At 65.1% G+C, this 22,135-nt stretch carries 28 protein-coding genes; all 28 read right to left on the bottom strand.

The window, feature by feature from the left end; all coding sequences use genetic code 11:
- Entirely contained in the window at window positions 1–312 is a 312-nt protein-coding gene (gene nuoK / locus RBB31_RS08355; RefSeq protein ID WP_306128825.1) for an NADH-quinone oxidoreductase subunit NuoK, read from the bottom strand.
- A 134-nt stretch (window positions 313–446) separates the two neighbouring features.
- Window positions 447–1,055 (bottom strand): NADH-quinone oxidoreductase subunit J, encoded by a 609-nt coding sequence (locus RBB31_RS08350; RefSeq protein WP_306128824.1) that lies wholly within the window; start codon window positions 1,053–1,055, stop codon window positions 447–449.
- A complete protein-coding gene (locus RBB31_RS08345) occupies window positions 1,052–1,465 on the bottom strand; it encodes a carboxymuconolactone decarboxylase family protein (RefSeq protein WP_306128823.1) in 414 nt (137 codons plus the stop codon). The genes RBB31_RS08350 and RBB31_RS08345 overlap by 4 nt, the downstream gene beginning before the upstream one ends.
- Window positions 1,462–1,956, bottom strand: coding sequence for an NADH-quinone oxidoreductase subunit NuoI (gene nuoI, locus RBB31_RS08340; RefSeq protein WP_103761514.1), 495 nt, complete (start codon window positions 1,954–1,956; stop codon window positions 1,462–1,464). Before nuoI ends, RBB31_RS08345 begins: the two co-directional genes overlap by 4 nt.
- Window positions 1,957–1,961: 5 nt before the next feature.
- A complete protein-coding gene (gene nuoH, locus RBB31_RS08335; RefSeq protein ID WP_306128822.1) occupies window positions 1,962–2,999 on the bottom strand; it encodes an NADH-quinone oxidoreductase subunit NuoH in 1,038 nt (345 codons plus the stop codon).
- A gap of 7 nt (window positions 3,000–3,006) precedes the next feature.
- Window positions 3,007–3,414 (bottom strand): hypothetical protein, encoded by a 408-nt coding sequence (locus RBB31_RS08330; protein ID WP_371931312.1) that lies wholly within the window; start codon window positions 3,412–3,414, stop codon window positions 3,007–3,009.
- Window positions 3,411–5,420: an NADH-quinone oxidoreductase subunit NuoG gene (gene nuoG, locus RBB31_RS08325; protein ID WP_306128821.1), complete on the bottom strand. Its 2,010-nt coding sequence runs from the start codon at window positions 5,418–5,420 to the stop codon at window positions 3,411–3,413. Before nuoG ends, RBB31_RS08330 begins: the two co-directional genes overlap by 4 nt.
- Window positions 5,421–5,426: 6 nt before the next feature.
- On the bottom strand, window positions 5,427–5,840 hold the full coding sequence (locus tag RBB31_RS08320) for a DUF5333 domain-containing protein (protein WP_306128820.1): 414 nt from the start codon (window positions 5,838–5,840) through the stop codon (window positions 5,427–5,429).
- Window positions 5,841–5,962: 122 nt separating this feature from the next.
- Window positions 5,963–6,316, bottom strand: coding sequence for a hypothetical protein (locus tag RBB31_RS08315; protein WP_306128819.1), 354 nt, complete (start codon window positions 6,314–6,316; stop codon window positions 5,963–5,965).
- A 29-nt stretch (window positions 6,317–6,345) separates the two neighbouring features.
- Window positions 6,346–6,843: a DUF3291 domain-containing protein gene (locus tag RBB31_RS08310; RefSeq protein ID WP_306128818.1), complete on the bottom strand. Its 498-nt coding sequence runs from the start codon at window positions 6,841–6,843 to the stop codon at window positions 6,346–6,348.
- Window positions 6,844–7,019: 176 nt separating this feature from the next.
- Entirely contained in the window at window positions 7,020–8,315 is a 1,296-nt protein-coding gene (nuoF, locus tag RBB31_RS08305) for an NADH-quinone oxidoreductase subunit NuoF (protein ID WP_306128817.1), read from the bottom strand.
- Window positions 8,316–8,325: 10 nt separating this feature from the next.
- A complete protein-coding gene (locus RBB31_RS08300) occupies window positions 8,326–8,538 on the bottom strand; it encodes a DUF5337 domain-containing protein (RefSeq protein WP_306128816.1) in 213 nt (70 codons plus the stop codon).
- A gap of 13 nt (window positions 8,539–8,551) precedes the next feature.
- Window positions 8,552–9,523 carry a hypothetical protein gene (locus RBB31_RS08295; protein WP_306128815.1) on the bottom strand — a complete coding sequence of 324 codons (972 nt, stop codon included), beginning with the start codon at window positions 9,521–9,523 and terminating at the stop codon, window positions 8,552–8,554.
- A gap of 33 nt (window positions 9,524–9,556) precedes the next feature.
- Window positions 9,557–10,798 (bottom strand): NADH-quinone oxidoreductase subunit E, encoded by a 1,242-nt coding sequence (locus RBB31_RS08290; RefSeq protein WP_306128814.1) that lies wholly within the window; start codon window positions 10,796–10,798, stop codon window positions 9,557–9,559.
- Window positions 10,799–10,882: 84 nt separating this feature from the next.
- A complete protein-coding gene (locus tag RBB31_RS08285; protein ID WP_306128813.1) occupies window positions 10,883–11,056 on the bottom strand; it encodes a hypothetical protein in 174 nt (57 codons plus the stop codon).
- Window positions 11,057–11,153: 97 nt separating this feature from the next.
- A complete protein-coding gene (locus RBB31_RS08280; RefSeq protein ID WP_306128812.1) occupies window positions 11,154–11,444 on the bottom strand; it encodes a hypothetical protein in 291 nt (96 codons plus the stop codon).
- Window positions 11,445–11,517: 73 nt separating this feature from the next.
- Window positions 11,518–12,753, bottom strand: a complete 1,236-nt coding sequence (locus RBB31_RS08275; RefSeq protein WP_306128966.1) for an NADH-quinone oxidoreductase subunit D — start codon at window positions 12,751–12,753, stop codon at window positions 11,518–11,520.
- 14 nt (window positions 12,754–12,767) lie between these two features.
- A complete protein-coding gene (locus RBB31_RS08270; protein ID WP_306128811.1) occupies window positions 12,768–12,935 on the bottom strand; it encodes a hypothetical protein in 168 nt (55 codons plus the stop codon).
- 27 nt (window positions 12,936–12,962) lie between these two features.
- Window positions 12,963–13,574, bottom strand: a complete 612-nt coding sequence (locus RBB31_RS08265; protein ID WP_306128810.1) for an NADH-quinone oxidoreductase subunit C — start codon at window positions 13,572–13,574, stop codon at window positions 12,963–12,965.
- A gap of 21 nt (window positions 13,575–13,595) precedes the next feature.
- Window positions 13,596–14,231: an NADH-quinone oxidoreductase subunit B family protein gene (locus RBB31_RS08260; protein ID WP_306128809.1), complete on the bottom strand. Its 636-nt coding sequence runs from the start codon at window positions 14,229–14,231 to the stop codon at window positions 13,596–13,598.
- Complete coding sequence (locus tag RBB31_RS08255) at window positions 14,222–14,587, bottom strand: NADH-quinone oxidoreductase subunit A (protein WP_057789898.1); 366 nt, start codon at window positions 14,585–14,587, stop codon at window positions 14,222–14,224. Before RBB31_RS08255 ends, RBB31_RS08260 begins: the two co-directional genes overlap by 10 nt.
- Window positions 14,588–14,905: 318 nt before the next feature.
- The gene (locus RBB31_RS08250; protein ID WP_306128808.1) at window positions 14,906–16,168 is read right to left on the bottom strand and encodes a hypothetical protein; all 1,263 of its coding nucleotides are present in this window, start codon (window positions 16,166–16,168) and stop codon (window positions 14,906–14,908) included.
- Between the two features lie 81 nt (window positions 16,169–16,249).
- Window positions 16,250–17,038, bottom strand: a complete 789-nt coding sequence (locus tag RBB31_RS08245; RefSeq protein WP_306128807.1) for a crotonase/enoyl-CoA hydratase family protein — start codon at window positions 17,036–17,038, stop codon at window positions 16,250–16,252.
- 63 nt (window positions 17,039–17,101) lie between these two features.
- On the bottom strand, window positions 17,102–17,956 hold the full coding sequence (locus tag RBB31_RS08240) for a hydroxymethylglutaryl-CoA lyase (protein WP_306128806.1): 855 nt from the start codon (window positions 17,954–17,956) through the stop codon (window positions 17,102–17,104).
- Window positions 17,949–18,632, bottom strand: coding sequence for a glutathione S-transferase family protein (locus RBB31_RS08235; RefSeq protein ID WP_306128805.1), 684 nt, complete (start codon window positions 18,630–18,632; stop codon window positions 17,949–17,951). The genes RBB31_RS08240 and RBB31_RS08235 overlap by 8 nt, the downstream gene beginning before the upstream one ends.
- Entirely contained in the window at window positions 18,629–19,282 is a 654-nt protein-coding gene (locus RBB31_RS08230; RefSeq protein ID WP_306128804.1) for a glutathione S-transferase family protein, read from the bottom strand. The genes RBB31_RS08235 and RBB31_RS08230 overlap by 4 nt, the downstream gene beginning before the upstream one ends.
- Window positions 19,279–21,228: a biotin carboxylase N-terminal domain-containing protein gene (locus RBB31_RS08225; protein WP_306128803.1), complete on the bottom strand. Its 1,950-nt coding sequence runs from the start codon at window positions 21,226–21,228 to the stop codon at window positions 19,279–19,281. The genes RBB31_RS08230 and RBB31_RS08225 overlap by 4 nt, the downstream gene beginning before the upstream one ends.
- Before the next feature lie 98 nt (window positions 21,229–21,326).
- Window positions 21,327–22,135 (bottom strand): carboxyl transferase domain-containing protein (locus tag RBB31_RS08220; protein ID WP_306128802.1); only part of this gene is annotated, 809 nt, incomplete at its 5' end.

Here is a 22,135-nt window from a genome sequence, read left to right as displayed (position 1 = left end):
TCAGCCCTTCATCACGTTGACGTCTTCCACGGCAATGGTGCCGCGGTTGCGGAAGAAGCAGACAAGAATGGCGAGGCCAATGGCGGCCTCGGCGGCGGCCACGGTCAGCACGAACAGGGTAAAGACCTGCCCCACCATGTCGCTGTGACCAAGATGCGAGGAAAACGCCACGAGGTTCACGTTGACCGACAAGAGCATCAGCTCGATCGACATCAACAGGATGATCACGTTCTTCCTGTTCAGGAAAAGCCCGAATATCCCGATGACGAACAGCGCCGCCGCCACCGTCAGGTAATGCTCCAGTCCAATCATGTCGTCCCTCCGGGCCGCGCCCGTTCGTTTGTCTTTTCATCCCGTCCCGGGCCTGACCCGGGACCTCATTGTCATTTGCCCGAGCCCATTGGTCCGGGAGGCCCCGGATCAGGTCCGGGGCGCGGGTAGAAGCCTCAAAGCCCCTGCCCCGGCTTCACATCCCGCAGTTCCATCGCCTTGGCCGGGTCGCGGTACATCTGCGCCAGCACGTCCTGTCGTTTGACGTTCGAGCGGTGGCGCAGCGTCAGCACGATCGCCCCCATCATTGCCACCAGCAGGATCAGGCCCGCCAGCTGGAACAGCAGGAAATACTTGTCATACAGCAGCATCCCCAGCGCCTTGGTGTTCTCGACCTCCAGGGGCGTCACCGCCGCGCGCGCGCCCTCGGCCCCGCTCGCCATCTGCCAGTTGCCGAACGCGATGCCGAACTGCATCAGCAAAATGATCCCGATCAAGAGCGCCAGCGGCATGTATTTCGCCATCTCCGCCTTCAGCTCGGCGAAATCCACGTCCAGCATCATCACCACGAACAAAAACAGCACTGCGACCGCGCCCACGTAGACGATGATCAGCAGCATCGCCACGAACTCCGCGCCCAGCAGAACGAAAAGGCCCGCCGCCGACAGAAACGACAGGATCAGCCACAGCACCGAGTGCACCGGGTTCCGGCTGACCACGGTAAACAGCCCCCCGGCCAGCAGCGAGACCGCAAAAAGATAGAATGAAAACGCGGCGATGGTCATGTATCCTGGTCCTCGTCCTTGGCCTCGTCCATGACCTCGCGGGCGAACTCCATCGCCCGGTTCATGGACGGGATGCCGGCGAACATCGCCATCATCGCGATGGTCTCGGCAATCTCGTCTTTCGTGGCGCCCGCCTCCAGCAAGTGGCGCACGGTCATCCTGATCTGCGTATCGCTTTGCGCGCCCAGCATGGTCAACCCCGCAAGCGTGATCAGCAGGCGCGTCTTGGCGTCCAGCCCGTCCTTGCTGATGCCCCGGCCGAACATCATCTCCATGAATTCCTTCGGCATGGTGGGCCACATCGCCTCGAACCCCTTGGGCGAGAATGACTCGAGCGCCGGATTCATGGTTTTCACCATCTCCTGGGCCTGCTGCATCATCGCCTCGAACGGGTTCGTCGGATTGCTCATCTGTAGGGCGCGTCCATTTCCAGGTTGCGGGCGATCTCGGCTTCCCACCGCTCGCCGTTCTCCAGCAGTTTCTGCTTGTCATAGAACAGCTCTTCGCGTGTCTCGGTGGCGAACTCGAAATTCGGCCCCTCGACGATGGCATCCACCGGGCAGGCCTCCTGGCAGAAGCCGCAATAGATGCACTTGGTCATGTCGATGTCGTACCGCGTCGTGCGGCGGCTGCCGTCGTCGCGCGGCTCGGCGTCGATGGTGATCGCCTGCGCCGGGCAAATGGCCTCGCACAGCTTGCAGGCAATGCACCGCTCTTCGCCGTTGGGATAGCGCCGCAGCGCGTGCTCGCCCCGGAACCGCGGGCTCAACGGGCCTTTTTCGTGTGGATAGTTCAGCGTCGCCTTGGGGGCGAAAAAGTATTTGAACCCCAGCTTGAAGCCGTTGAAGACGTCCTTCAGCAGGAAATACCCCGCCGCGCGTCCGTAATCGATCTGCGTCATGGTCGTCAGCCTCCCATTGCGTAGCGGGCCCAGAACGACCCGAAGACTTCGAATTTCGCCAGGAAGGACACGATCACGACCCAGGCGAGCGACAGCGGCAGGAACACCTTCCACCCCAGCCGCATCAGCTGGTCATAGCGGTAGCGCGGCGTGATCGCCTTCACCATGGCGAAGAGGAAGAAGAAGAACGCCATCTTCGCGACCATCCACAGCACCCCGTCCGGAATCCCCGGAATGGGCGACAGCCACCCGCCAAAGAATAGCAGGGAGGTCAGCGCGCACATCAGGAAGATCGCGATGTATTCGCCGGCCATGAACAGCAGGAAGGGCGTCGAGGAATATTCCACCTGGTATCCCGCCACCAGCTCCGACTCCGCTTCCGGCAGGTCGAAGGGCGGGCGGTTGGTCTCCGCCAGGCACGAGATGAAGAACAAAAACACCATCGGCAGATGCGGCAGCCAATACCAGCCGAAGAAGCCATAGTTGGTGTCCTGCGCCGCCACGATCGAGCCGAAGTTCAGCGACCCGGTCGAGATGATCACCCCGATGATGATCAGACCGATGCTGACCTCGTAGGAGATCATCTGCGCGGCCGACCGCAGCGAGCCCAGGAACGGGTATTTCGAGTTCGACGCCCAGCCGCCCATGATCACGCCGTAAACCTCCAGCGACGAGACGGCAAAGACGAACAACACCGCGACGTTGATATCCGACAGAACCCAGCCGTCATTCAGCGGAATCACCGCCCAGGCCAACACTGCCAGGACAAAGCTTGCCATCGGCGCCATCATGAACACGGCCCGGTCCGCGCCCGCCGGCACCACCACTTCCTTGAGCACGTATTTCAGCGCGTCGGCCACCGTCTGCAGCAGGCCATAGACACCCACCACGTTGGGACCCCGACGCATCTGCACCGCGGCCCAGATCTTGCGGTCGCCATAAACCAGGAACAGCAGCGAAATCATCACGAAGCCCACCACCGCAAGGCACTGCGCCGCGATCAGGGCAAAGATCCCAAGCGGGGTTGTCAGAAATTCAGCCATTCGTCCCTCATACCGTCGGTATCCCGTTCTCCGCACAGTCGGCGGCCACGACTTCCGCGTCGATCCTTATGATGCCACCGGGCAGCGTCGGCGAGATGGTGTAAACCGCATCTGCGGTCCAGATACCACCCTCTTCGTCCACATTCGTCCGCACATGGCGCGCAAATCCGTATCCCCGGATCAGCGTATACTGCGCCGCCGCGCATTCCGCGTACCGGCTGACGTCCTCTGCGCCCCGCGCCCCGGCCATTTCCACGCGGAAATTCACCAGGTCGCCGTCCAGCAGGCGCGTCTCGATTCCCCGGTACTCGGGGTCGAACTCCGCCTCCGGGTCCGCGCCCGTCGCGGCGCAGGCGGCCAGGCCCGCACAGGCCATGACCGACAGCGCCCATATGCCAAGCGCGGCTTGCGTCATTCCGCGGCCACCGGCGCTTCGCGGCGGTCCTTGGCGTTGGCGCTCAGTTCCGCCATCAGCGCACTGGCCCGTGCAATCGGGTTGGTCAGGTAGTGATCCCCCAGCGCCGCCCCGATGGAGCCCGAAGTCGGCTCGACCTTTTCGACCATGGTCCAGTCGTTTTCCGGCACCGCGTCGATTTGCGCGATATGCGGCACCTCCTCGATCAGCGCGCGGCGCAGCTGCGCCAGGCTGTCATAGGGCAGCACCGCGCCCATCTCGCCCGACAGCGCCCGCAGGATCGCCCAGTTCTCCTTGGCCTCGCCCGGCGGATGCCCGGCGCGCAGCGCCAGTTGCGGACGCCCTTCGGTGTTGACGAACACGCCCTGTTCCTCGGGATAGGCCGCGGCGGGCAGGATGATGTCGGCGCGATGCGCGCCCCGGTCGCCATGGCTGCCCTGGTAGATCACCAGCGGCCCTTCCGCGATCTCGATCTCGTCGGCGCCCAGGTTGTAGACCACCTCCGCGCCGTCCAGCGCCGCCGTGATCCCGCCTTCGGTCACGCAGCCCGCATCCATCGCGCCCACGCGCGACGCGGCGGTATGCAGAACCAGCATCTTGCCGCCCATCTTCTCGGTCAGCTGCATCGCCGTGCTCAGCGCGGCGGGCCCGCCATCACCGATAAGCGCCCCCTGCCCGATGATGACGATCGCACCTTCGGTCTCCTTGGCGTCGGACAGCAGTTGCGGCAGCACGCGGTTGCGCGCGCCCATCTCGGTCGCTTCATAGGTCAGCTCGGTGGGTTGCCCCGCATGGACCACCTCGGCCCCGCGCAGCCACGCCTTGCGGATGCGCGCATTCAGCACCGGCGCCTCAACGCCCGGGTCGGTGCCGATCAGCACGATCTTCTTCGCCGTGTCGATCTCTTCGATCCGCGCCGTGCCCACATAGGCGGAGCGGTTGCCCGCCACCAGGTGCGCGCCGTCGGTGCGGCATTCCACGCGCCCGCCCTGGCCCTCGACCAGCTGGCGCAACGCGAACGCCGCCTCCATCGGAACCAGATCACCCACCAGACCGGCGACCGTCTTGCCCTTCATGGCCGCGGCGGCCTTGCCCAACGCCTCGGGCCAGGTGGCCGGGCGCAGCTTGCCGTTCTCGCGGATATAGGGCCTGTCCAGCCGTTGCCGGCGCAGCCCGTCCCAGACGAACCGCGTCTTGTCGGAAATCCATTCCTCGTTAACGCCGTCATTATTGCGCGGCAGGATGCGCATCACTTCGCGCCCCTTGGTATCCACCCGGATGTTGGACCCCAGCGCATCCATCACGTCGATGGTTTCGGTCTTGGTCAGCTCCCAAGGACGGGCGGTAAAGGCGTAAGGTTTCGACACCAGCGCCCCCACCGGGCACAGGTCGATGATGTTGCCCTGCATGTTGCTGTCCAGCGTCTCGCCCAGATAGGCGGTGATCTCGGCATCCTCGCCCCGGCCGGTCTGGCCCATCTGGTTGATCCCCGCCACCTCGGTAGTGAAACGCACGCAGCGGGTGCAGGAAATGCAGCGCGTCATGTGGGTTTCCACCAGCGGGCCCAGGTTCAGGTCCTCGGTCGCGCGCTTGGGCTCGCGATAGCGGCTGAAGTCCACGCCATACGCCATGGCCTGGTCCTGCAAATCGCACTCGCCACCCTGGTCGCAGATCGGGCAGTCCAGCGGGTGGTTGATCAGCAGGAACTCCATCACGCCTTCCCGGGCTTTCTTGACCATCGGGCTGTTGGTGCGCACGACCGGCGGCTGCCCCTCGGGGCCGGGCCGCAGGTCGCGCACCTGCATGGCGCAGCTGGCCGCCGGTTTCGGCGGCCCGCCGACCACCTCCACAAGACACATCCGGCAGTTGCCCGCGATCGACAGCCGCTCGTGGTAGCAGAACCGCGGAATCTCGATCCCCACCTGCTCGCAGGCCTGGATCAGGGTCATCGCCCCGTCCACTTCCACTTCCTGATCGTCGATGATGATTTTGCGAAGGTCAGACATTATCTCTCACTTTGCTCTCAGAAGCCGCCCGATCTGGCTGCCACTCGCCATTTCGGCTTGGCCCAGAACACACAGGCTTGCGGGGTCAAGGTTGCTGGCCCCTTTCGATTTGAAATACGCGTTGCGCCGCTCGCGCATGGCCGCCTTGTTGGCGTCGTTGTTGATGTAGGCGTCGATCTCGGCCTCGCTGTAACCGCGCTCCGCCGCCGCCTTCTTCAGCGCGCTGGCGTAGGACTGCGCCCGGAACAGCCGCCCGCCGATGCTGCCGCACTCGCGGCGGATCTTGTCGGCAGCCGCAAGGTTCAGCAGCCCCTGGTTGATCGCCGCCTCATCCTTCAAACCGGCCTGCGCCGGCACCGCCGCCGCCGTCAGGGCCGCGCCCAGGGCCAGGCCAAGGATCTTGCTCGATACACGTTTCATATCCGTCTTCCTTTCACGAAGGGCGCCCGGACCATCCGGCGCGCCATCTGCTGCGCAGATGGCCGCGCGTCCCGCTGTTATGCAATAACAGCCGGCCCATGTCCTTGATATGAAAGATGATTTTACCACAGAACGCATTTCCCCGTGAAGGTCAGCTTGTTGCCGTTGGGCTGAACCGTGCCGCGCGGCGCCAGCGGGCTGATGTACCACTCGACCTCCGAGGTGCCGAAATTCTGCACGCAGTACCGCTTGCCCTCGTAGGCGCCCGCCGCCAACGCCCCGTCATACCCGCGGTTGACGCGCGGCACCGTCACGACGAACCGCTCGCGGTTGTCGCGCGAGGCCGCCTTGGACTTCTGCTTGTAGAACACCCCGTTGAACGTGACCCGTTCGGTGGTCCGGGCACAGCCCGCCACCATCGCACCGGCCATCAGCACCAGCACAAGGGCCCGCGCCCCGCCTCTTATCGTCGTCATTCTGGTCACGCTCTCCGGCCTTCCATTCTTCATTCCGCCGCCACCGGCGTACATCCACGACTCTGCCACAGCGTAGCCTCGCGCAGATGGCGCCAGCCAAAGGCATGGTCGCTGTCGCCCTGCGCCCGCAGATGCTCCAGCCGCGCAATCCCCTCGTCCAGCGTGGGGGTATGCCCCTGCGGCACCCACCACATGACGAAATGCATCTCGCCCATCACCTCGAACCACTCGGCCCGGCGTTCATAGAACTGCCGGTGCACGGTGTTCCAGACGAAATTCTCCAGACTTTCCACATCTTCCCACACGGTCAGGTTGGCCACGAACTGCGGATCGTCGCCGATGCTGTTCTCGGTGTTGCCCGTGCCCGGCTCGCCCGAGCCTTCCATCATCCACACGAACCCCGGCATCCGCTTGCCCATGCCGTTCACACGGTCCAGCGCCCCCATGAACTCCGCCACGCGCGGGTCGTCCGTCGGCGCCACAAGGCGGCCGACATTCAGTTGGGCTAATTGGTAGCTTACATCCATGGAACACCCAACCAAACCATGAAGCCATGGATTGTGCCCACGGGAGCCAGCAGAACACCGATACACAAAAGCACCCATGCCTTTGCTTGTATCGTCACGACGATGTGCGTGATGAACGCCGCGGCTGTTACCAACCAAAATGCTATGCCGAGGATACTTCCCATACTTCCTATCTTTTACTCCGCCGCCACCGCAGACACGCGGCCCGTCTTCTGCGCCTTGATGCGGTCCTCGATCTCGTCGCGGAAGTTGCGAATGAGCCCCTGAATGGGCCAGGCCGCCGCATCGCCCAACGCACAGATCGTGTGCCCCTCGACCTGCTTGGTGACGTCGAACAGCATGTCGATCTCCTCGACCTCCGCCTCGCCGCGCACCAGACGGTCCATCACCCGCATCATCCAGCCCGTGCCCTCACGGCAGGGCGTGCATTGCCCACAGCTTTCGTGCTTGTAGAATTTCGACAGCCGCCAGATCGCCTTGATGATGTCGGTGCTCTGGTCCATCACGATCACCGCGGCGGTCCCAAGGCTCGATCCGACCTCACGCAGCGCGTCGAAATCCATGATCGCGTCCTTCATGTTCTCGCCGCGCACGCACGGCACGGACGAGCCGCCGGGAATGACCGCCTTCAGGTTGTCCCAGCCGCCGCGAATGCCGCCGCAATGTTTCTCGATCAACTCTTCAAAGCTGATCGACATCGCATCCTCGACCACGCACGGGTTGTTCACATGGCCCGACACGGCGAAAATCTTGGTGCCCGCATTGTTGGGCCGCCCGAACCCGGCGAACCAGTCCGCGCCCCGCCGCAGGATCGTCGGCACCACCGCGATGCTCTCCACGTTGTTCACCGTGGTGGGGCAGCCATAAAGCCCCGCGCCAGCGGGAAACGGCGGCTTCATCCGGGGCATTCCCTTCTTGCCTTCAAGGCTTTCCAGCAGCGCGGTTTCCTCGCCGCAGATATACGCCCCCGCGCCATGCGCGAGGTAGAGGTCGAAATCGTATCCCGACTTGCAGGCGTTCCTGCCGATCAGCCCGGCGTCATAGGCCTCATCGATGGCCGCCTGCAACGCCTCGCGCTCGCGGATATATTCACCGCGGATATAGATATAGCACGCGTGCGCCTGCATCGCGTAGCTGGCGATCAGGCACCCCTCGATCAGCGTATGCGGATCGTGCCGCATGATCTCGCGGTCCTTGCAGGTGCCGGGCTCGGATTCGTCGGCATTGACCACCAGGTAGGCGGGCCGCCCGTCGCTTTCCTTGGGCATGAACGACCACTTCAGACCAGTCGGAAAGCCCGCGCCGCCCCGGCCGCGCAGACCGCTGGCCTTCATCTGCTCGATGATCCACTCGCGCCCGTTCTCCAGGATGGTCCTGGTGCCGTCCCAGTGGCCGCGCGCCTGCGCGCCCTTCAGGCTGCGGTCGTGCATCCCGTAGAGATTGGTAAAGATACGATCCTGATCGTCCAGCATCAGATAACCCCTAGTTTCCCCGGCTGTCGCGCCAGATTTGATAGATGAGCCAGAAGGCGAACAGGAACCCCGCCAGCGCCACAAGGTCGAAGACGAGGCGCAGCTCGGTGCTGAACCCCTCCTTCTCGCCGATCAGGGTGACCAGCACCCAGAACACGCCCGTCCCGGCAATCACCAGCCCGGCGCGTCGGCCCTTCTTCGGCACTTGGTCGCGTTTGCTCATGCGCCTCGCTCATTCAGTAAACATCACCCTTGTCCACGCGCGTCGAGAAGTCGGTCTCGCCGCCCGCCGCCAGGGTTTTCGCCTGGTCGATCCAGTTGTCGCGGCTTACCCGGCCCTTGAAACCGATCAGGTTCGCATCGACCCAGGCCACCTCCTTGTTCGTCCAGCCGGCGATCTGGTCGAAATGGTACACCCCCATGTCGTGCAAGACGCCTTCCAGCTTCGGCCCGACGCCCTTGATTTCCTTCAGGTTGTCGGCCTTGCCGCCGCGCGGGCCGCTCAGCATCTCGGGCTTGGTGCCCACGTCCTCTTCGCCGGTCTCCGCCGGTTTGGCCTTGGGTTTGGCGGCCGTCGTCTTGGCCTTGCTCCCGGTCTTCGCCTTGGGCTTGGACACGGCCTTCGGGGCCGCGTCCACCCCGGCACCGGCCTCGGCGTCCGTAGTGGCCGAGGTAAAGGTCGGATCCTGCGCCGTGGCCGCATCGTTGCCGCCCGAATGCGTCTCGGCCCGCATGGCGACCTTGTCGGTGCCCGCCGCCGCGGCACTGGTGCTTGCTGCGGCCGCGCCTGTGCCCGAACCCGTGCGCGCGTTCAACGGATCGGCCTTGTTCGGCAATACCGGCTCGGGCTCGGTGGCCACCGGCGGGTTCGGCTTGGGCGGGTTGGGCACGGGCGCATTCGGCGCGGGCGTGCCGCGGTCCTTGGGCGCATTCGGCTTCGGCGGGCCGGAGGGCCTGCCCCCCGCCGATGCTGCCGTCGCGGCGCTTCCCTCGGGCATCTCCTCCAACTGCCCCAGGTCCGCGTTTTCGCCAGTGCAGAAGATCTGCAGCAGAACCAGCGCCATGAACACGCCCATCGCAAGCCCCAGCAGAAGCGCCGCGAATATCCCGACTTTCGCCAGCGCGGCGTAGATCGCGATGATCCCCGCCGCAACACCGACACCCAAGCATACCAGCTTGCACTGAGACTTCAGTATATCATCGAACATGGCTCAAACTCCCTGTGGCGTGAAGATCGTCTGTCAGACGTCCCCCTTTTTGACTTTTTTCGAAAATTCCGTCGTACCACCATCGGCCAGGGTCTGCGCCTGGACGACCCAGTCGTCCCGGCTCACCCGTCCCTTGAACCCTTCCAGGTTCTGATCCACCCAGGCGACCTCCTCCGGCCCCCATGCGGCGATCTGGTCGAAATGGTAAAAGCCCATCGAGTGCAGAAGCTTCTCCAACTTCGGCCCCACGCCCTTGATCCTCTTCAGGTCATCGGCCCCGCCGTCGCGCGGCGCGTCCATCGTCGCTGGCTTGGTGCCCTCGCCCTCTGCCGACGCTTCAGCCCTGGCAGCGGCTTTCGGTTTGGCCTTCTCGCTCTTGTCCTTGCCGGCAGGCTCGTCCTTGGACACCGGGTTGGCCTTGCTCTTGGCGGGCGCCTCGGCCTTGGTCACACCGGTATCGTCGGCGGGCCGCCCTTCCGAGCGGTCAGGCTTCGCAGCATTCAGCCCCGGGTTCGCGGGCGACTCGTTTATCTTCACCTTCGGCGGCGCAGGCTGGTGGTTCGCACCATGCTCGCGCCACGGCGCTGCCAGCGGCACCTCGGATCCGTCGATCCGCCGGATCGTGTCTCCCAGGTCCACCGCCCGCTGAACCGAGCCGTTATACTTGGTGTGCCCCGAGTCGAACTCCTTCAGCGTCGTCAGACCGGCCAGAGGCTCGGACGCATAGCGCCCGTTCTGCGGCCCGGGCACCGGCACCTTGCCGGCGGCGAACTCGTCGATCATCTCGGCGAACCGCTCGGCGGTCAGATCCTCGTAATAATCCTTGCCGATCTGCGCCATCGGCGCGTTGGCGCAGGCCCCAAGGCACTCCACCTCTTCCCAGCTGAACTTGCCGTCCGCGCTGACGGTATGCGGCGTGTCCGCGATCTTCTCGCGGCAGACCGCCACCAGGTCCTCGGCCCCACAGATCATGCAGGACGTGGTACCGCAGATCTGGAAATGCGCCACGCTGCCCACCGGCGACAGCTGGAACATGAAATAGAAGCTGGCCACTTCCAGCGCCCGAATATGCGCCATCTCCAGCATCTCGGCGATATGCTCGATCGCCGGACGGCTCAGCCAGCCCTCCTGCTCCTGCGCACGCCACAGCAGCGGGATGATCGCGCTTGCCTGGCGGCCTTGCGGATATTTCGAGATCTGCGCCTCGGCCCACGCCTGGTTGTCGGGCGTGAAGGCAAAGCTCTCGGGCTGTTCTCTGTGTAGGCGGCGTAGCATTCAGCGTGTCCTCGTATTCACGACTTTGGGGTCATCTACCGCTCGGTTTGGTCGAATTAAAAAAATAGTCATCCCAAACTCCACTCAGCGCAACATCGCGGTAACGATCCAGAATTGTACCAGCAGGATCAGACACAAGACAAAGCATCCGACCAGCAGAAATGCCGCCAAAGTGCGGTTACCACTGCTCCTCGCGACCAGCGTGCCGACAGCTGTCACAGGGATCCCCAAGAAACAAAACCAGACAAGAAAATCCATGACTCCCTTACTCAAGACGCACCTCCAACCGGATGAGCGCCCACAAAGCATCCGCAGCGAGCCCAGCGATGGTGGAAATGAGTAAGGTATCTCGGCATCAGGCTGCGCACGCTCCTGTCGTCATTCTGATCCCGCCGCCCTCAAGGCGCACGGCGCGTTCGGTGGTGACCATGTAGGCGGCCATCTGGGTCGATTGCTCGCGGCTGAGGCCGGTCTGCAATTCGACCGGTAGGTAATCCGCCTCGGTCTTCAGGGTGCAGCCGATGCTGGCCACCGCGACCTGGAACTTGGCCACGTCCTGCTCGCCCGTTCCCTCGGGCGGCGCGGTGCAGCCCGCGACGATCCCCATCGCCGAAATGGCGCCCATCAAACCGATCTTCTTCTTCATCTTGTCGTCTCTCCGAACCTTCGCCGCCCTGTTCCGGCCTTGTCATTCTGCAGGGAAATACCCGGTGCACCGCCTAGCGGTCGATCTCCCCAAAGACCACGTCCATCGTCCCGATGATCGCCGCCACATCGGCCAGCTGGTGCCCACCCGCCACATGGTCCATCGCCTGCAGGTGCAAAAACCCCGGCGCGCGCAGCTTGGCGCGGTAGGGCTTGTTGGTGCCGTCCGACACCAGGTAGACGCCGAACTCGCCCTTGGGCGCCTCGACGGCGCAATACACCTCGCCGTCGGGCACGTGGAACCCTTCGGTATACAGCTTGAAGTGATGGATAAGCGCTTCCATCGACGTCTTCATCTCGCCGCGCTTGGGCGGCGTGATCTTGCCCCGGGCCAGGATATCGCCCTGCCCCTCGGGTGCACGCAGCTTCTCGATCGCCTGCAGGATGATCGAAACCGACTGCCGCATCTCCTCCATCCGGCACAGGTAACGGTCATAGCAGTCGCCGTTCTTGCCCACCGGGATCTTGAAGTCGAACTCGTCATAGCATTCATAGGGCTGCGCCCGGCGCAAATCCCACGCCATGCCGCTGCCCCGCACCATCACCCCGGAAAAGCCCCAGTCCAGCGCCTCCTGCTGGCTGACGATGCCGATATCCGCGTTACGCTGTTTGAAGATCCGGTTCTCCGTCAGCAGCCCGTCGATATCGTCCATGAACTTCGGAAACTCGTCCCGCGCCCATGTCTCGATATCGTCCAGCAGTTCGGGCGGCAGATCCTGGTGCACGCCGCCGGGCCGGAAGTAGGCCGCGTGCAGCCGCGCGCCACAGGCCCGCTCGTAGAAGATCATCAGCTTCTCGCGCTCCTCGAACCCCCACAGCGGCGGGGTCAGCGCGCCCACGTCCATCGCCTGCGTGGTGACGTTCAGCAGGTGGTTCAGCACCCGCCCGATCTCCGAGAACAGCACCCGGATCAGGCTCGCGCGGCGCGGCACCAGCACTCCGGTCAGCTTCTCTATCGCCAGGCACCAGGCGTGCTCCTGGTTCATCGGCGCCACGTAATCCAGCCGGTCGAAATAGGGCAGGTTCTGCAGGTAGGTCCGGCTTTCCATCAACTTTTCAGTGCCACGGTGCAGCAGGCCGATATGCGGGTCGCAGCGCTCCACGATCTCGCCGTCCAGCTCCAGCACAAGACGCAGAACGCCATGTGCCGCAGGGTGTTGTGGGCCGAAGTTGATGTTGAAATTGCGAATCTTCTGCTCGCCGGTCTCGGTATCGGCAAAGCCTTTGATCAGCGGTTTGGAGCCGTCCATCATCCTTGGTCTCCTTATCCTCTATCGTCCGCGCGGGGGCCGAACGCCATCAGGTACAAAAGCGCCAGCGCGCCCAGCGGAAAGATCGCCACCAGCGCCCAGGCGCTGGCAATGCCGTAGCCCGGCAGCAGCTTCCAGAAGGGAACCACGAACGCCGCCATGAACAGTATCGCCCAGAACATGTCCGCCGCTCCCTTTTCCGATCCGGCTCACTTGGCCTTCTCGTCGGTTTTCTCGTCGCCCGGCAGGATATAGTCGGCACCCTCCCACGGGCTCATGAAGTCGAACTGCCGGTATTCCTGCACCAGCTTGACCGGCTCGTAGACCACGCGCTTCTGCACCTCGTCATAGCGCACCTCGGTATAACCCGTAGTCGGGAAATCCTTGCGCAGCGGGAAGCCGCGAAAGCCGTAATCGGTCAGGATCCGCCGCAGGTCCGGGTGGCCGCTGAACAGAATGCCGAACATGTCGAACACCTCGCGCTCGAACCAGTTGGCCGAGGGGTGCACATCGGTGATCGACGGCACCATGTCCTCTTCGCGCACCGCCACCCGCAGGCGGATGCGCTGGTTCTGGTACATGCTCAGAAAATGATAGACCACGTCGAACCGCTTGGGCCGGTCCGGGTAATCCACGCCGGTGATGTCCACCAGCGTCGAAAAGCGGCAGTTCGGATCGACCTTCAGGAACTCCACCAGCCCCTTCAGGCTCGACAGGGTCGCGGTCATGTTCAATTCGCCGCGATCCACCGACCAGCCGGCCACGCAATCGGGGCGGCGGGTTTCGATATGGGTGGCCAGTTCGGTCAGCGCATCAGTCATCTTGCATCCCCCAAAGGCGCCTCAGCGCACGATCGTTCCGGTACGCCGGATCTTGCGTTGCAGCTGCATGATACCATAGACCAGCGCCTCCGCCGTGGGCGGGCAGCCGGGCACATAGACATCCACCGGCACGATCCGGTCACAGCCGCGCACCACCGAATAGCTGTAGTGGTAATACCCCCCGCCATTGGCGCACGAGCCCATCGAGATCACGTAGCGCGGCTCGGGCATCTGGTCATAGACCTTGCGCAGCGCCGGCGCCATCTTGTTGGTCAGCGTGCCCGCCACGATCATCAGGTCCGACTGGCGCGGGCTGGCGCGCGGCGCGGTGCCGAACCGTTCCAGGTCATAGCGCGGCATCGAGGTGTGCATCATCTCGACGGCACAGCACGCAAGGCCGAAGGTCATCCAGTGCAGGCTGCCGGTGCGCGCCCAGTTGATGATGTCCTCGGTCGACGTGACAAGGAACCCCTTGTCCTGCAACTCGCGGTTCAGCGCCTGCGTGGCGGTGTCGCGCTGGTAATCGTCGGCATAGGCCTCCAGCGGCACCTGGCTCGACGGTCCGGTCTTGACCCGCGGCGACTGATAGCCCTCGCTCTGCACCTCGGTGACCATCTCGTCATCGGTGGTGTGCGCGGTCTTGTCCTCTACTGCCATTCCATCGCCCCTTTCCGCCATTCATAGGCAAACCCGGCCGTCAGCACCGCCAGGAAAACCATCATCGACCAGAACGCGGTCATGCTCAGATCCGCAAAGGCCACGGCCCAGGGAAACAGCATCGCGATTTCCAGATCGAATATGATGAACAGGATCGAGACAAGGTAGAACCGGACATCAAACTTCATCCGCGCGTCGTCGAAGGCGTTGAAGCCGCATTCGTAGGCGCTGACCTTTTCGGGGTCCGGGTGGCGCACGGCCAGAACGACCGCCGCGAGGATCAGGACAAGTCCGAGACCGATGGCTATCCCCAGAAGAACGAGAACCGGGAGGTACTCCCGCAGCATCTCTTCCACGTGTGGCTCCTTTCATGCGCGCCGTGCCGTCAAGGCGGGCCGCGCATAAGATTGGCGTACAGTACTCGTGAGGGTTTACCGCTGCCCCGGGGCAGGGTCAACCAAGCGAGACGTGATTTCGCGCGCCCTTCGACACCAGGAAAACCGCGAATACGCTGCTGTATCGGAAATACGTGGTTTTTGGTGTACCAGACAAATTGACGCGTCCCGGTTCGGGCGCGAAACGCCCCGGCACTTCGGGGGCACGAACAGGCCCGGATCGCGACTTCGCGCGACGCAAATCGCTCTGTGCCGCGCGCCCCTTCAGCGAGCCCCCGGTCAGAAGGTCAGCTTCACGCCGGCGATCAGCGTATGCGACTCCACCGACCGGTCGCCTGTGAATGTCGGTAGGATCAGCGGCACGAAGCCCGCGTTATACATGTATTCCGCCCCCAGCGTGACATGCGGCGCGGCCTCGTACTCCACACCCAGAATCACCTGCTCCATCCGTTCCCACTCGCTGCCGTCACGGCCCTGAACGCCGCGGCTGGCCGAGATCGACCACGTCACCGGGTTGCCCGCGATCTGCCGGTGCCAGCGGGCCTGCACCGTCGTGGCCTGCACGTGATGCCCCGTCGCGGGCCAGTCATGCATCGACCGCGTGAACTCCGCCTGCACATCGAACCGCGGCCCGCTCCAGGTCAGGTTCACATCCCAAAGCTCGTTCCAGAACCGGTTGATCCCCCGCCCCGGCGGGTGATGCGCGATCGTGCTGTCATAGATCGACCCGCGCAGATACCCGGCCCCGATTGTCAGGTCATGCCCCGGCGCGACCCCGAACCGGTGCGATCCGTTCACAGCGAAATTCGACAGCGCGCCGTCGTTCCTGGGGCTGCTGATCACCCGGTTGCCGCGATGCGCCGGGATCGACGTAAAGGCCAGTTCGGTGCGGTCCGTGACATAGCCAAGTTCGATCACCGGGTCCTCGCTCTGAGCCCAGAAATAGTGGCTCGAATGCGTGTGGGTGAACGGCGCGTAACTGGCGAAATTCCCGAAATTCAAGGTCTTGCGCCCCACCGCCAGGTAAAACGGCGACCGGCTCAGATCCCCCAGCACCAGCATGTACTTGCGCAGCTGGATGTCGTCCTGCCCGGGATACTCGACCTCGGTGAACTCGCCTTGCACAAAGCCCGTGACCCAGGGCAGCGCCAGCGTGGCGTTCAGCGAGATCTCGTTGATCACGCCATAGCCGTCCGACCGGCCCGCCGTATGGGTCGGTGGCAGCCGCGACAGGATCGGGAACTTGCCCGGCGTGTTGCTGCGCTCGGATATCCACGTCGCGATCAGTCGCCCGCCGAAGGTCAGCGACCCTTCCGGCACCCGTCCGCCGGCCCGCGCGCGCAACAACAGCGCCGCCTTGTTCGTCACGTCGTTCTGGCGGTCGAACATTTCTTCGGAAAAACGCAGATCGGCACGCGACCTGCCGTCCGACGACGAATAGACACCCTCCTGCGCCGCGGCAAAGCCCGCCGCGAGCCACCAGAACCCGGCGCCAAGGATCACCGTTTCCAACGCGCCGAAGGCCTGCATCATCCGCTTCATGACTGTCCTTTCCGTCCCGACCCGGGCCAGAAAGCGTCAGAAAGATTGAATTATCGTTAAAAGCCGCGGGAAATCCGGCGATCAATCGCCGCCGCGCCACGGCGGATCGCGCTTGTCGAAGAAGGCCGCGATCCCTTCCTGCGCCTCGGTTCCGGCCCAGCAGGCGCTGAGCGCCTTGATGGTGTCGTCGATCACGCCGTCGTCGATCGGCGGGCCCAGACGGCGCAACAGCGCCTTGGCCTGCGCTACGGCCCCGGGCGCACAGTCCAGGTAGGGCGCCACCTCTTCCTCGACCGCCGCATCCAGCACGTCGCCGGGCACGGCGCGGGCCAGCAGGTCCATCCGTACCGCCTCGGCGGCCCCGAACCGCCGGCCCGACATGAAGACCCGCCGCGCCCGCGCCTCGCCCATCCGGGCCGCCACGTAAGGCCCGATGGTGGCCGGGATCAGCCCCAGCCGCGTCTCGGTCAGCGCCATCTGCACGCCCTCGGCCCCCACCGCCACGTCACAGACCGAGACCATGCCCAAACCGCCGCCGAACGCATTGCCATGCACGCGGCCGATCAGGGGCTTGGGCAACGTGTTCAGCGCCTGCAGCATATAGGCCAGCTTGCCCGCCTCCCCGGCACGGGTTTCAGGATCGGCCTCGAACTGGTCGCGCATCCAGCCCAGGTCTCCGCCCGCGCAGAATGTCTTGCCCTCGGCGGCCAGCACCACCACGCGCACATTGTCATCCGCGCCAAGTTCATCGGCGGCGGCATGCAACTCCGCGATCATCCGCGCCGACAGCGCGTTGTGCTTGTCCGCCCGGTCCAGCCAAAGCGTCGCCACACCGCGCGCATCGCGCTCGATCCTCACCGTCTCATACATCCGCTCTCTCCCCGCGCCAAAATTCTTCCAGGAATTTTGACAAGAATTTTCCAAAAATTCTTGTCACCCGGCCCGCATCGCGCGCGCCATCTTCTCCGCCCGCTCCAGCACGTGCCGGTCCAGCCCGGTCTCGTACCCGAGCGCCGTCAGCCGGTCATGTACCTTTTCGGTGGCCACGTTGCCCTTCGCCCCCGGCGCATAGGGACACCCCCCAAGACCTCCGACGGCCGCGTCGAACACCCGCACGCCCGACTCCAGCGACATCTCGATATTGTCCAGCGCCCGGCCGCCCGTGTCATGGTAATGCCCGGCCAGCTTCTCCGCCGGCACCACCTGCACTACCGCGCGCAGCATGGCGTCGATGCTCTCCGGCGTGCCCTGCCCGACCGTGTCGCCCAGGCTGATCTCGTAACAGCCCATCTCGTAAAGCCGCCCTGCCACCTCGGCCACCTGATCCGGCGCCACCGGCCCATCGTACGGACAGTCCGTCACGCAGGACACATAGCCGCGCAACGGCACGCCCACCTCGCGCGCCGCCTCCGCCACCGGGGCGAAACGCTGCAGGCTCTCCTCGATGCTGGCGTTGATATTGGCCTTGGAAAACCCTTCCGAGGCCGAGCCGAAAATTGCCACCTCGTTCGCCGCCGCCGCCATCGCGTCCTGAAAGCCGCGCATGTTGGGCGTCAGCGCCGCATAGCGCACCCCCGGCACCCGGGTGATCCCGGCCAGCACCTCGGCCGAGCCCGCCATCTGCGGCACCCATTTGGGGCTGACGAAGCTCGCCACCTCGATCCGGGCAAACCCCGCGCCGCTGAGGCAGTCGATCAGCGCCACCTTGTCGGCCACCGGGATCTCGTGCTGTTCGTTCTGCAACCCGTCGCGCGGGCCCACCTCGAATATCTCGACCCGTTCAGCCACGCTCATCCTCCTCCGGCGCCGCATAGAACGCCTGTTCATATATTCGCGCGTCGGTCTGTCCCGGCAACGCCGCCCGGTACGCCGCCCGCTCGCTCAGCCGCGCGTACCACTTCGCCGTCTCGGGAAACCCGTCCAGCGTCGCGAAATGCCGCGCCATGTAAACCGCCTGCCCCACGGCGATATCGCAGGCCGAATAGCCCCCGGTCAGCAGGTAGTCGCGGTTCTCCACCGGCGTGCTCAGCCGCGCCTCGATCGCGCCATAGCACTTGCGCAGGCGCGCCGCCTCCAGCCGCATCACCGTCGGGCTGCGCATGTGATCCTCGCGCAGCATGATGTGCTGCTGGGTCAGGATCGCCACGTGCTGGCTGATGGTTTCCGCGAAATGCAGCCAGACCAGCCAGGCCATCCGATCCATGTCGCCCGGCATCCGGCCCATCCCCCGCTCGGGGAACTTCTCGCACAGGTATTCCATCATCGCGCCCGATTCGAACATCCGCTCGCCCTCGATCTCAAGCGCGGGCACGCGCCCTGCGGGCGACAGGCTCAGGAACTCGGGCTGCCGCAGGCTCTTGTCGAACGCATGGGTCGCCACGCGAAACGCCACGCCCTCCAGTTCGTTCAGCAGCCACAACACCCGCATCGAGCGGCTTTGCGGCACATGGTGCAGGACAATCACGCCATCGCCTCCCTGGTCAGGTTCGGACGCGTCTCTTGTGCCACGTCGCAGGTTTCCATCCAACCGCACCACGCTGCCAGCGCGGGCCGCGCGGCAATCATCTCCGCGCCGCCCGGCACCATGCCGAAATAGTCCAGCATCGGCCACAGGTGGCAGCTTGCCAAGTCCAACGCGCCGGGCCGCAGCACCAGGTCTTCCGCCGCAATCTCCTCCAGTGCGTCCAGCACGCGCGGCGCCTCGGCCAGCCCCTCGGCCAGGGCGGCATCGTCTCCACTCTCGCCCTCCAGCGCCGCGAAGACCCCGTTGGAAAAGGCCTGCCGCACCAGCGGCCCGTAGGCATAGCTGTCCGCAATCCCCATGACCTGCCGCATCCGCGCCCTGGCCTCCGGGGCCTTGGGCACCAAGCGCGGTTCCGGCGCGATTCCCTCAATGTAATCGAGTATCGCTTGCGTCTCCCACAGCCGGAACGCCCCTGCCTCCAGCACCGGCACGCGGCCAAACGGATGCAGACGGCTCAGCGCCCCCGAGCCTTCGCCGAACGGATCGCACTCGGCATAGTCATAGCCCAGCCCCTTCGCCGCCAGCACCATTCGCACGCTGCGCGTATAGACGCTGAAACGATAGCCGGTCAGCCGCAGCCCCTCCGTCACGCCGCCGCCTCCGCATCCTCCTCCAACCGGATCAGCGCCGCGCCCGCCTCCACCTGGCTGCCCGCCTCGGCCAGCACCTCGGCGACCACCCCGTCGCGCGGGGCCAGCAGGCTGTGCTCCATCTTCATCGCCTCCAGCACGGCCAGCCGGTCGCCCTTGGCCACCTCCTGCCCGGCTTGGGCGAACACCGCCTTGACCATCCCCGGCATCGGCGCCTCGATCACGCTGGCGTCACCGGCGGCAAACTCGCCGCGCTCCAGCGGATCGAGGATGTCGAACCCGATCCCGTATCCCGCAAAGACGGTCACCAGGTCACCCGTCACCGCCACCTCCGGCGCAAGCTGGCCGTCCAATTGCCAGCGCCCGCCCACGCGCCGCGCCTCAACCATGCGCTCACCGACCTCCACGTCATGCGCCTCCGCCGACAGGCTTTGCACTTTTACCTGAACCTCCTCGCCCTCGCGCCGCAGCACCACGCTCCGCCGCAAAGGCTGCCACAGGACAAAGCCCGTCTCCGGCCCGCCGCCGTCCAACAACCCAAGGCTCGCCAACGCCGCCAGCGCCACGGTCCTGTCAGTCACCACCGGCGCCGCACTCAACGCCTCCAGGTCCCGCGCGATCAGCCCGGTATCCACCTCGCCCCGGCCGAACCCCGCGTGCCGTGCCAGCGCTCCCAGGAAGGCCAGGTTCGTCACCGTCCCGGCCACCTGCGTCGCCTCCAGCGCGGCACCCAGACGCTGCAGCGCCACGGCCCGCGTCGGCCCATACGTGGTCAGCTTGGCGATCATCGGATCGTAATGCGGGCTGATCTCGTCGCCCGCCCGCACGCCGGTGTCCGCCCGCGCCCCCTCGGGAAACTCCAGATGCCGCAGCCGCCCGGTCGCCGGCAGGAACCCTTTCGGCACGTCCTCCGCATAGAGCCGCGCCTCGAAAGCGTGCCCATTGATGCTCAGCTCTTCCTGCCGCTTCGGCAGACCCTCGCCCGCGGCCACCCGCAACTGCCACTCCACCAGATCGACACCCGTGATCTCTTCCGTCACAGGATGCTCCACCTGCAGCCGCGTGTTCATCTCCATGAACCAGAAGCCGTCCGTGCGCAGTCCATCCGAGCCGTCCACGATGAACTCCACCGTCCCCGCCCCGGCATAGCCGATCGCCTCTGCCGCGCGCACCGCCGCAGCCCCCATGGCCTCCCGCACCTCTGGCGTCATCCCCGGCGCCGGGGCCTCCTCGATCACCTTCTGGTGCCGCCGCTGCAACGAACAATCCCGCTCGAACAGATGCACGGCGCTCTTCCCGTCGCCAAAGACCTGCACCTCGATATGCCGCGGTTGCTGGATATACTTCTCGATCAGCACCGCATCGTTGCCGAACGCGGTACGGGCCTCGGCCTTTGCACTCTCCAGCGCATCGACGAAATCTTTCGCGTCCTCGACCAGCCGCATCCCCTTGCCGCCGCCGCCCGCCACGGCCTTGATCAACACCGGATACCCGATCCGGTCCGCTTCCACCTCCAGGTGCCCCGGATCCTGGTCTTCGCCATGATAGCCCGGCACAACAGGCACCCCGGCCTCGTCCATCAGCGCCTTGGCCGCGTCCTTCAGCCCCATCGCCCGGATCGCCTTGGCCGACGGGCCGATGAATGTCAGCCCCGCCGCCTCGACCGCCTCCACGAAATCCGGGTTCTCGCTCAGGAACCCGTACCCCGGATGGATCGCCTGCGCGCCGCTCTCCCGCGCCGCCGCGATGATCTTCGCGCCGTCAAGGTAACTCTCCGCCGGCGACGCCCCGCCGATATGCACGGCCGCATCCGCCAGCGCCACGTGCCGCGCGGCCCTGTCGGCATCGGAATAGACCGCAACGCAGCGCACCCCCATTTCCCGCGCCGTCTCCATCACCCGGCAAGCGATCTCGCCCCGGTTGGCAATCAGGATCGTGTCAAACATCTTCGGTCTCCAAACTCCGCGCCATCTCCTGCGCCGCCTCTTCTTCTGGCCAAAAATATCCCGGGGAGCGCGATGGGCTGGCCCCTCGCCCACGCACCTCACATCCGGAACAGACCAAACCGCGTCTCCTCCACCGGCGCATTCAGCGCCGCCCGCAGGCTCAACGACAACACCTGCCGCGACTTCCGCGGGTCGATGATCCCGTCATCCCAAAGCCGGGCCGAGGCATAGAGCGGATGGCTCTGCTCCTCGAACATTTCCACCGTGGGCTGCTTGAACGCCGCCTCCTCGTCGGCGCTCCACGTCCCGCCCGTGCGCTCGATCGCATCGCGCTTCACTGTCGCCAGCACCCCCGCCGCCTGCGCGCCGCCCATCACGGAAATCCTCGAATTCGGCCAGGTCCACAGAAAGCGCGGCTGATAGGCCCGCCCGGCCATGCCGTAATTCCCGGCCCCGAACGACCCGCCTACCAGCATCGTCACCTTGGGCACCGAGGTTGTCGCCACCGCCGTGACCATCTTGGCCCCGTGCCGCGCGATCCCTTCGTTTTCGTACCGGCGCCCCACCATGAACCCGGTGATGTTCTGCAGGAACACCAGCGGCACCTTCCGCTGGCTGCACAGCTCGATGAAATGCGCGCCTTTCTGGGCGGCTTCGGAGAACAGTACGCCATTGTTGGCGACGATCCCCACAGGACATCCCTCCACATGGGCAAAACCCGTCACCAGCGTCTCCCCGAACCGCGCCTTGAACTCGTCGAACCGGCTGCCATCCACCAGCCGCGCGATCACCTCCCGGATATCATAGGGCGTGCGCAGGTCCCCCGGCACCACGCCCAAAATTTCCTCGGGGTCATAGGCCGGCGCCTCCGGCGCTTCCATCCGTAGGGTGGGTGAAAACCCACCGC

The organism is Roseovarius sp. MMSF_3350 (genome assembly GCF_030733425.1).
Lineage (GTDB): Bacteria > Pseudomonadota > Alphaproteobacteria > Rhodobacterales > Rhodobacteraceae > Roseovarius.
The sequence above is the reverse complement of the archived record's forward strand: the minus strand, read 5'-3'. Positions and strand labels throughout refer to the sequence as shown.

Bases quoted from the DNA above. Each gene is read 5' to 3' on its own strand.
- nuoK (WP_306128825.1), bottom strand. From the start codon at position 312: ATGATTGGACTGGAGCATTACCTGACGGTGGCGGCGGCGCTGTTCGTC.
- RBB31_RS08350 (WP_306128824.1), bottom strand. From the start codon at position 1,055: ATGACCATCGCCGCGTTTTCATTCTATCTTTTTGCGGTCTCGCTGCTG.
- RBB31_RS08345 (WP_306128823.1), bottom strand. From the start codon at position 1,465: ATGAGCAATCCGACGAACCCGTTCGAGGCGATGATGCAGCAGGCCCAG.
- nuoI (WP_103761514.1), bottom strand. From the start codon at position 1,956: ATGACGCAGATCGATTACGGACGCGCGGCGGGGTATTTCCTGCTGAAG.
- nuoH (WP_306128822.1), bottom strand. From the start codon at position 2,999: ATGGCTGAATTTCTGACAACCCCGCTTGGGATCTTTGCCCTGATCGCG.
- RBB31_RS08330 (WP_371931312.1), bottom strand. From the start codon at position 3,414: ATGACGCAAGCCGCGCTTGGCATATGGGCGCTGTCGGTCATGGCCTGT.
- nuoG (WP_306128821.1), bottom strand. From the start codon at position 5,420: ATGTCTGACCTTCGCAAAATCATCATCGACGATCAGGAAGTGGAAGTG.
- RBB31_RS08320 (WP_306128820.1), bottom strand. From the start codon at position 5,840: ATGAAACGTGTATCGAGCAAGATCCTTGGCCTGGCCCTGGGCGCGGCC.
- RBB31_RS08315 (WP_306128819.1), bottom strand. From the start codon at position 6,316: ATGACGACGATAAGAGGCGGGGCGCGGGCCCTTGTGCTGGTGCTGATG.
- RBB31_RS08310 (WP_306128818.1), bottom strand. From the start codon at position 6,843: ATGGATGTAAGCTACCAATTAGCCCAACTGAATGTCGGCCGCCTTGTG.
- nuoF (WP_306128817.1), bottom strand. From the start codon at position 8,315: ATGCTGGACGATCAGGATCGTATCTTTACCAATCTCTACGGGATGCAC.
- RBB31_RS08300 (WP_306128816.1), bottom strand. From the start codon at position 8,538: ATGAGCAAACGCGACCAAGTGCCGAAGAAGGGCCGACGCGCCGGGCTG.
- RBB31_RS08295 (WP_306128815.1), bottom strand. From the start codon at position 9,523: ATGTTCGATGATATACTGAAGTCTCAGTGCAAGCTGGTATGCTTGGGT.
- RBB31_RS08290 (WP_306128814.1), bottom strand. From the start codon at position 10,798: ATGCTACGCCGCCTACACAGAGAACAGCCCGAGAGCTTTGCCTTCACG.
- RBB31_RS08285 (WP_306128813.1), bottom strand. From the start codon at position 11,056: ATGGATTTTCTTGTCTGGTTTTGTTTCTTGGGGATCCCTGTGACAGCT.
- RBB31_RS08280 (WP_306128812.1), bottom strand. From the start codon at position 11,444: ATGAAGAAGAAGATCGGTTTGATGGGCGCCATTTCGGCGATGGGGATC.
- RBB31_RS08275 (WP_306128966.1), bottom strand. From the start codon at position 12,753: ATGGACGGCTCCAAACCGCTGATCAAAGGCTTTGCCGATACCGAGACC.
- RBB31_RS08270 (WP_306128811.1), bottom strand. From the start codon at position 12,935: ATGTTCTGGGCGATACTGTTCATGGCGGCGTTCGTGGTTCCCTTCTGG.
- RBB31_RS08265 (WP_306128810.1), bottom strand. From the start codon at position 13,574: ATGACTGATGCGCTGACCGAACTGGCCACCCATATCGAAACCCGCCGC.
- RBB31_RS08260 (WP_306128809.1), bottom strand. From the start codon at position 14,231: ATGGCAGTAGAGGACAAGACCGCGCACACCACCGATGACGAGATGGTC.
- RBB31_RS08250 (WP_306128808.1), bottom strand. From the start codon at position 16,168: ATGAAGCGGATGATGCAGGCCTTCGGCGCGTTGGAAACGGTGATCCTT.
- RBB31_RS08245 (WP_306128807.1), bottom strand. From the start codon at position 17,038: ATGTATGAGACGGTGAGGATCGAGCGCGATGCGCGCGGTGTGGCGACG.
- RBB31_RS08225 (WP_306128803.1), bottom strand. From the start codon at position 21,228: ATGTTTGACACGATCCTGATTGCCAACCGGGGCGAGATCGCTTGCCGG.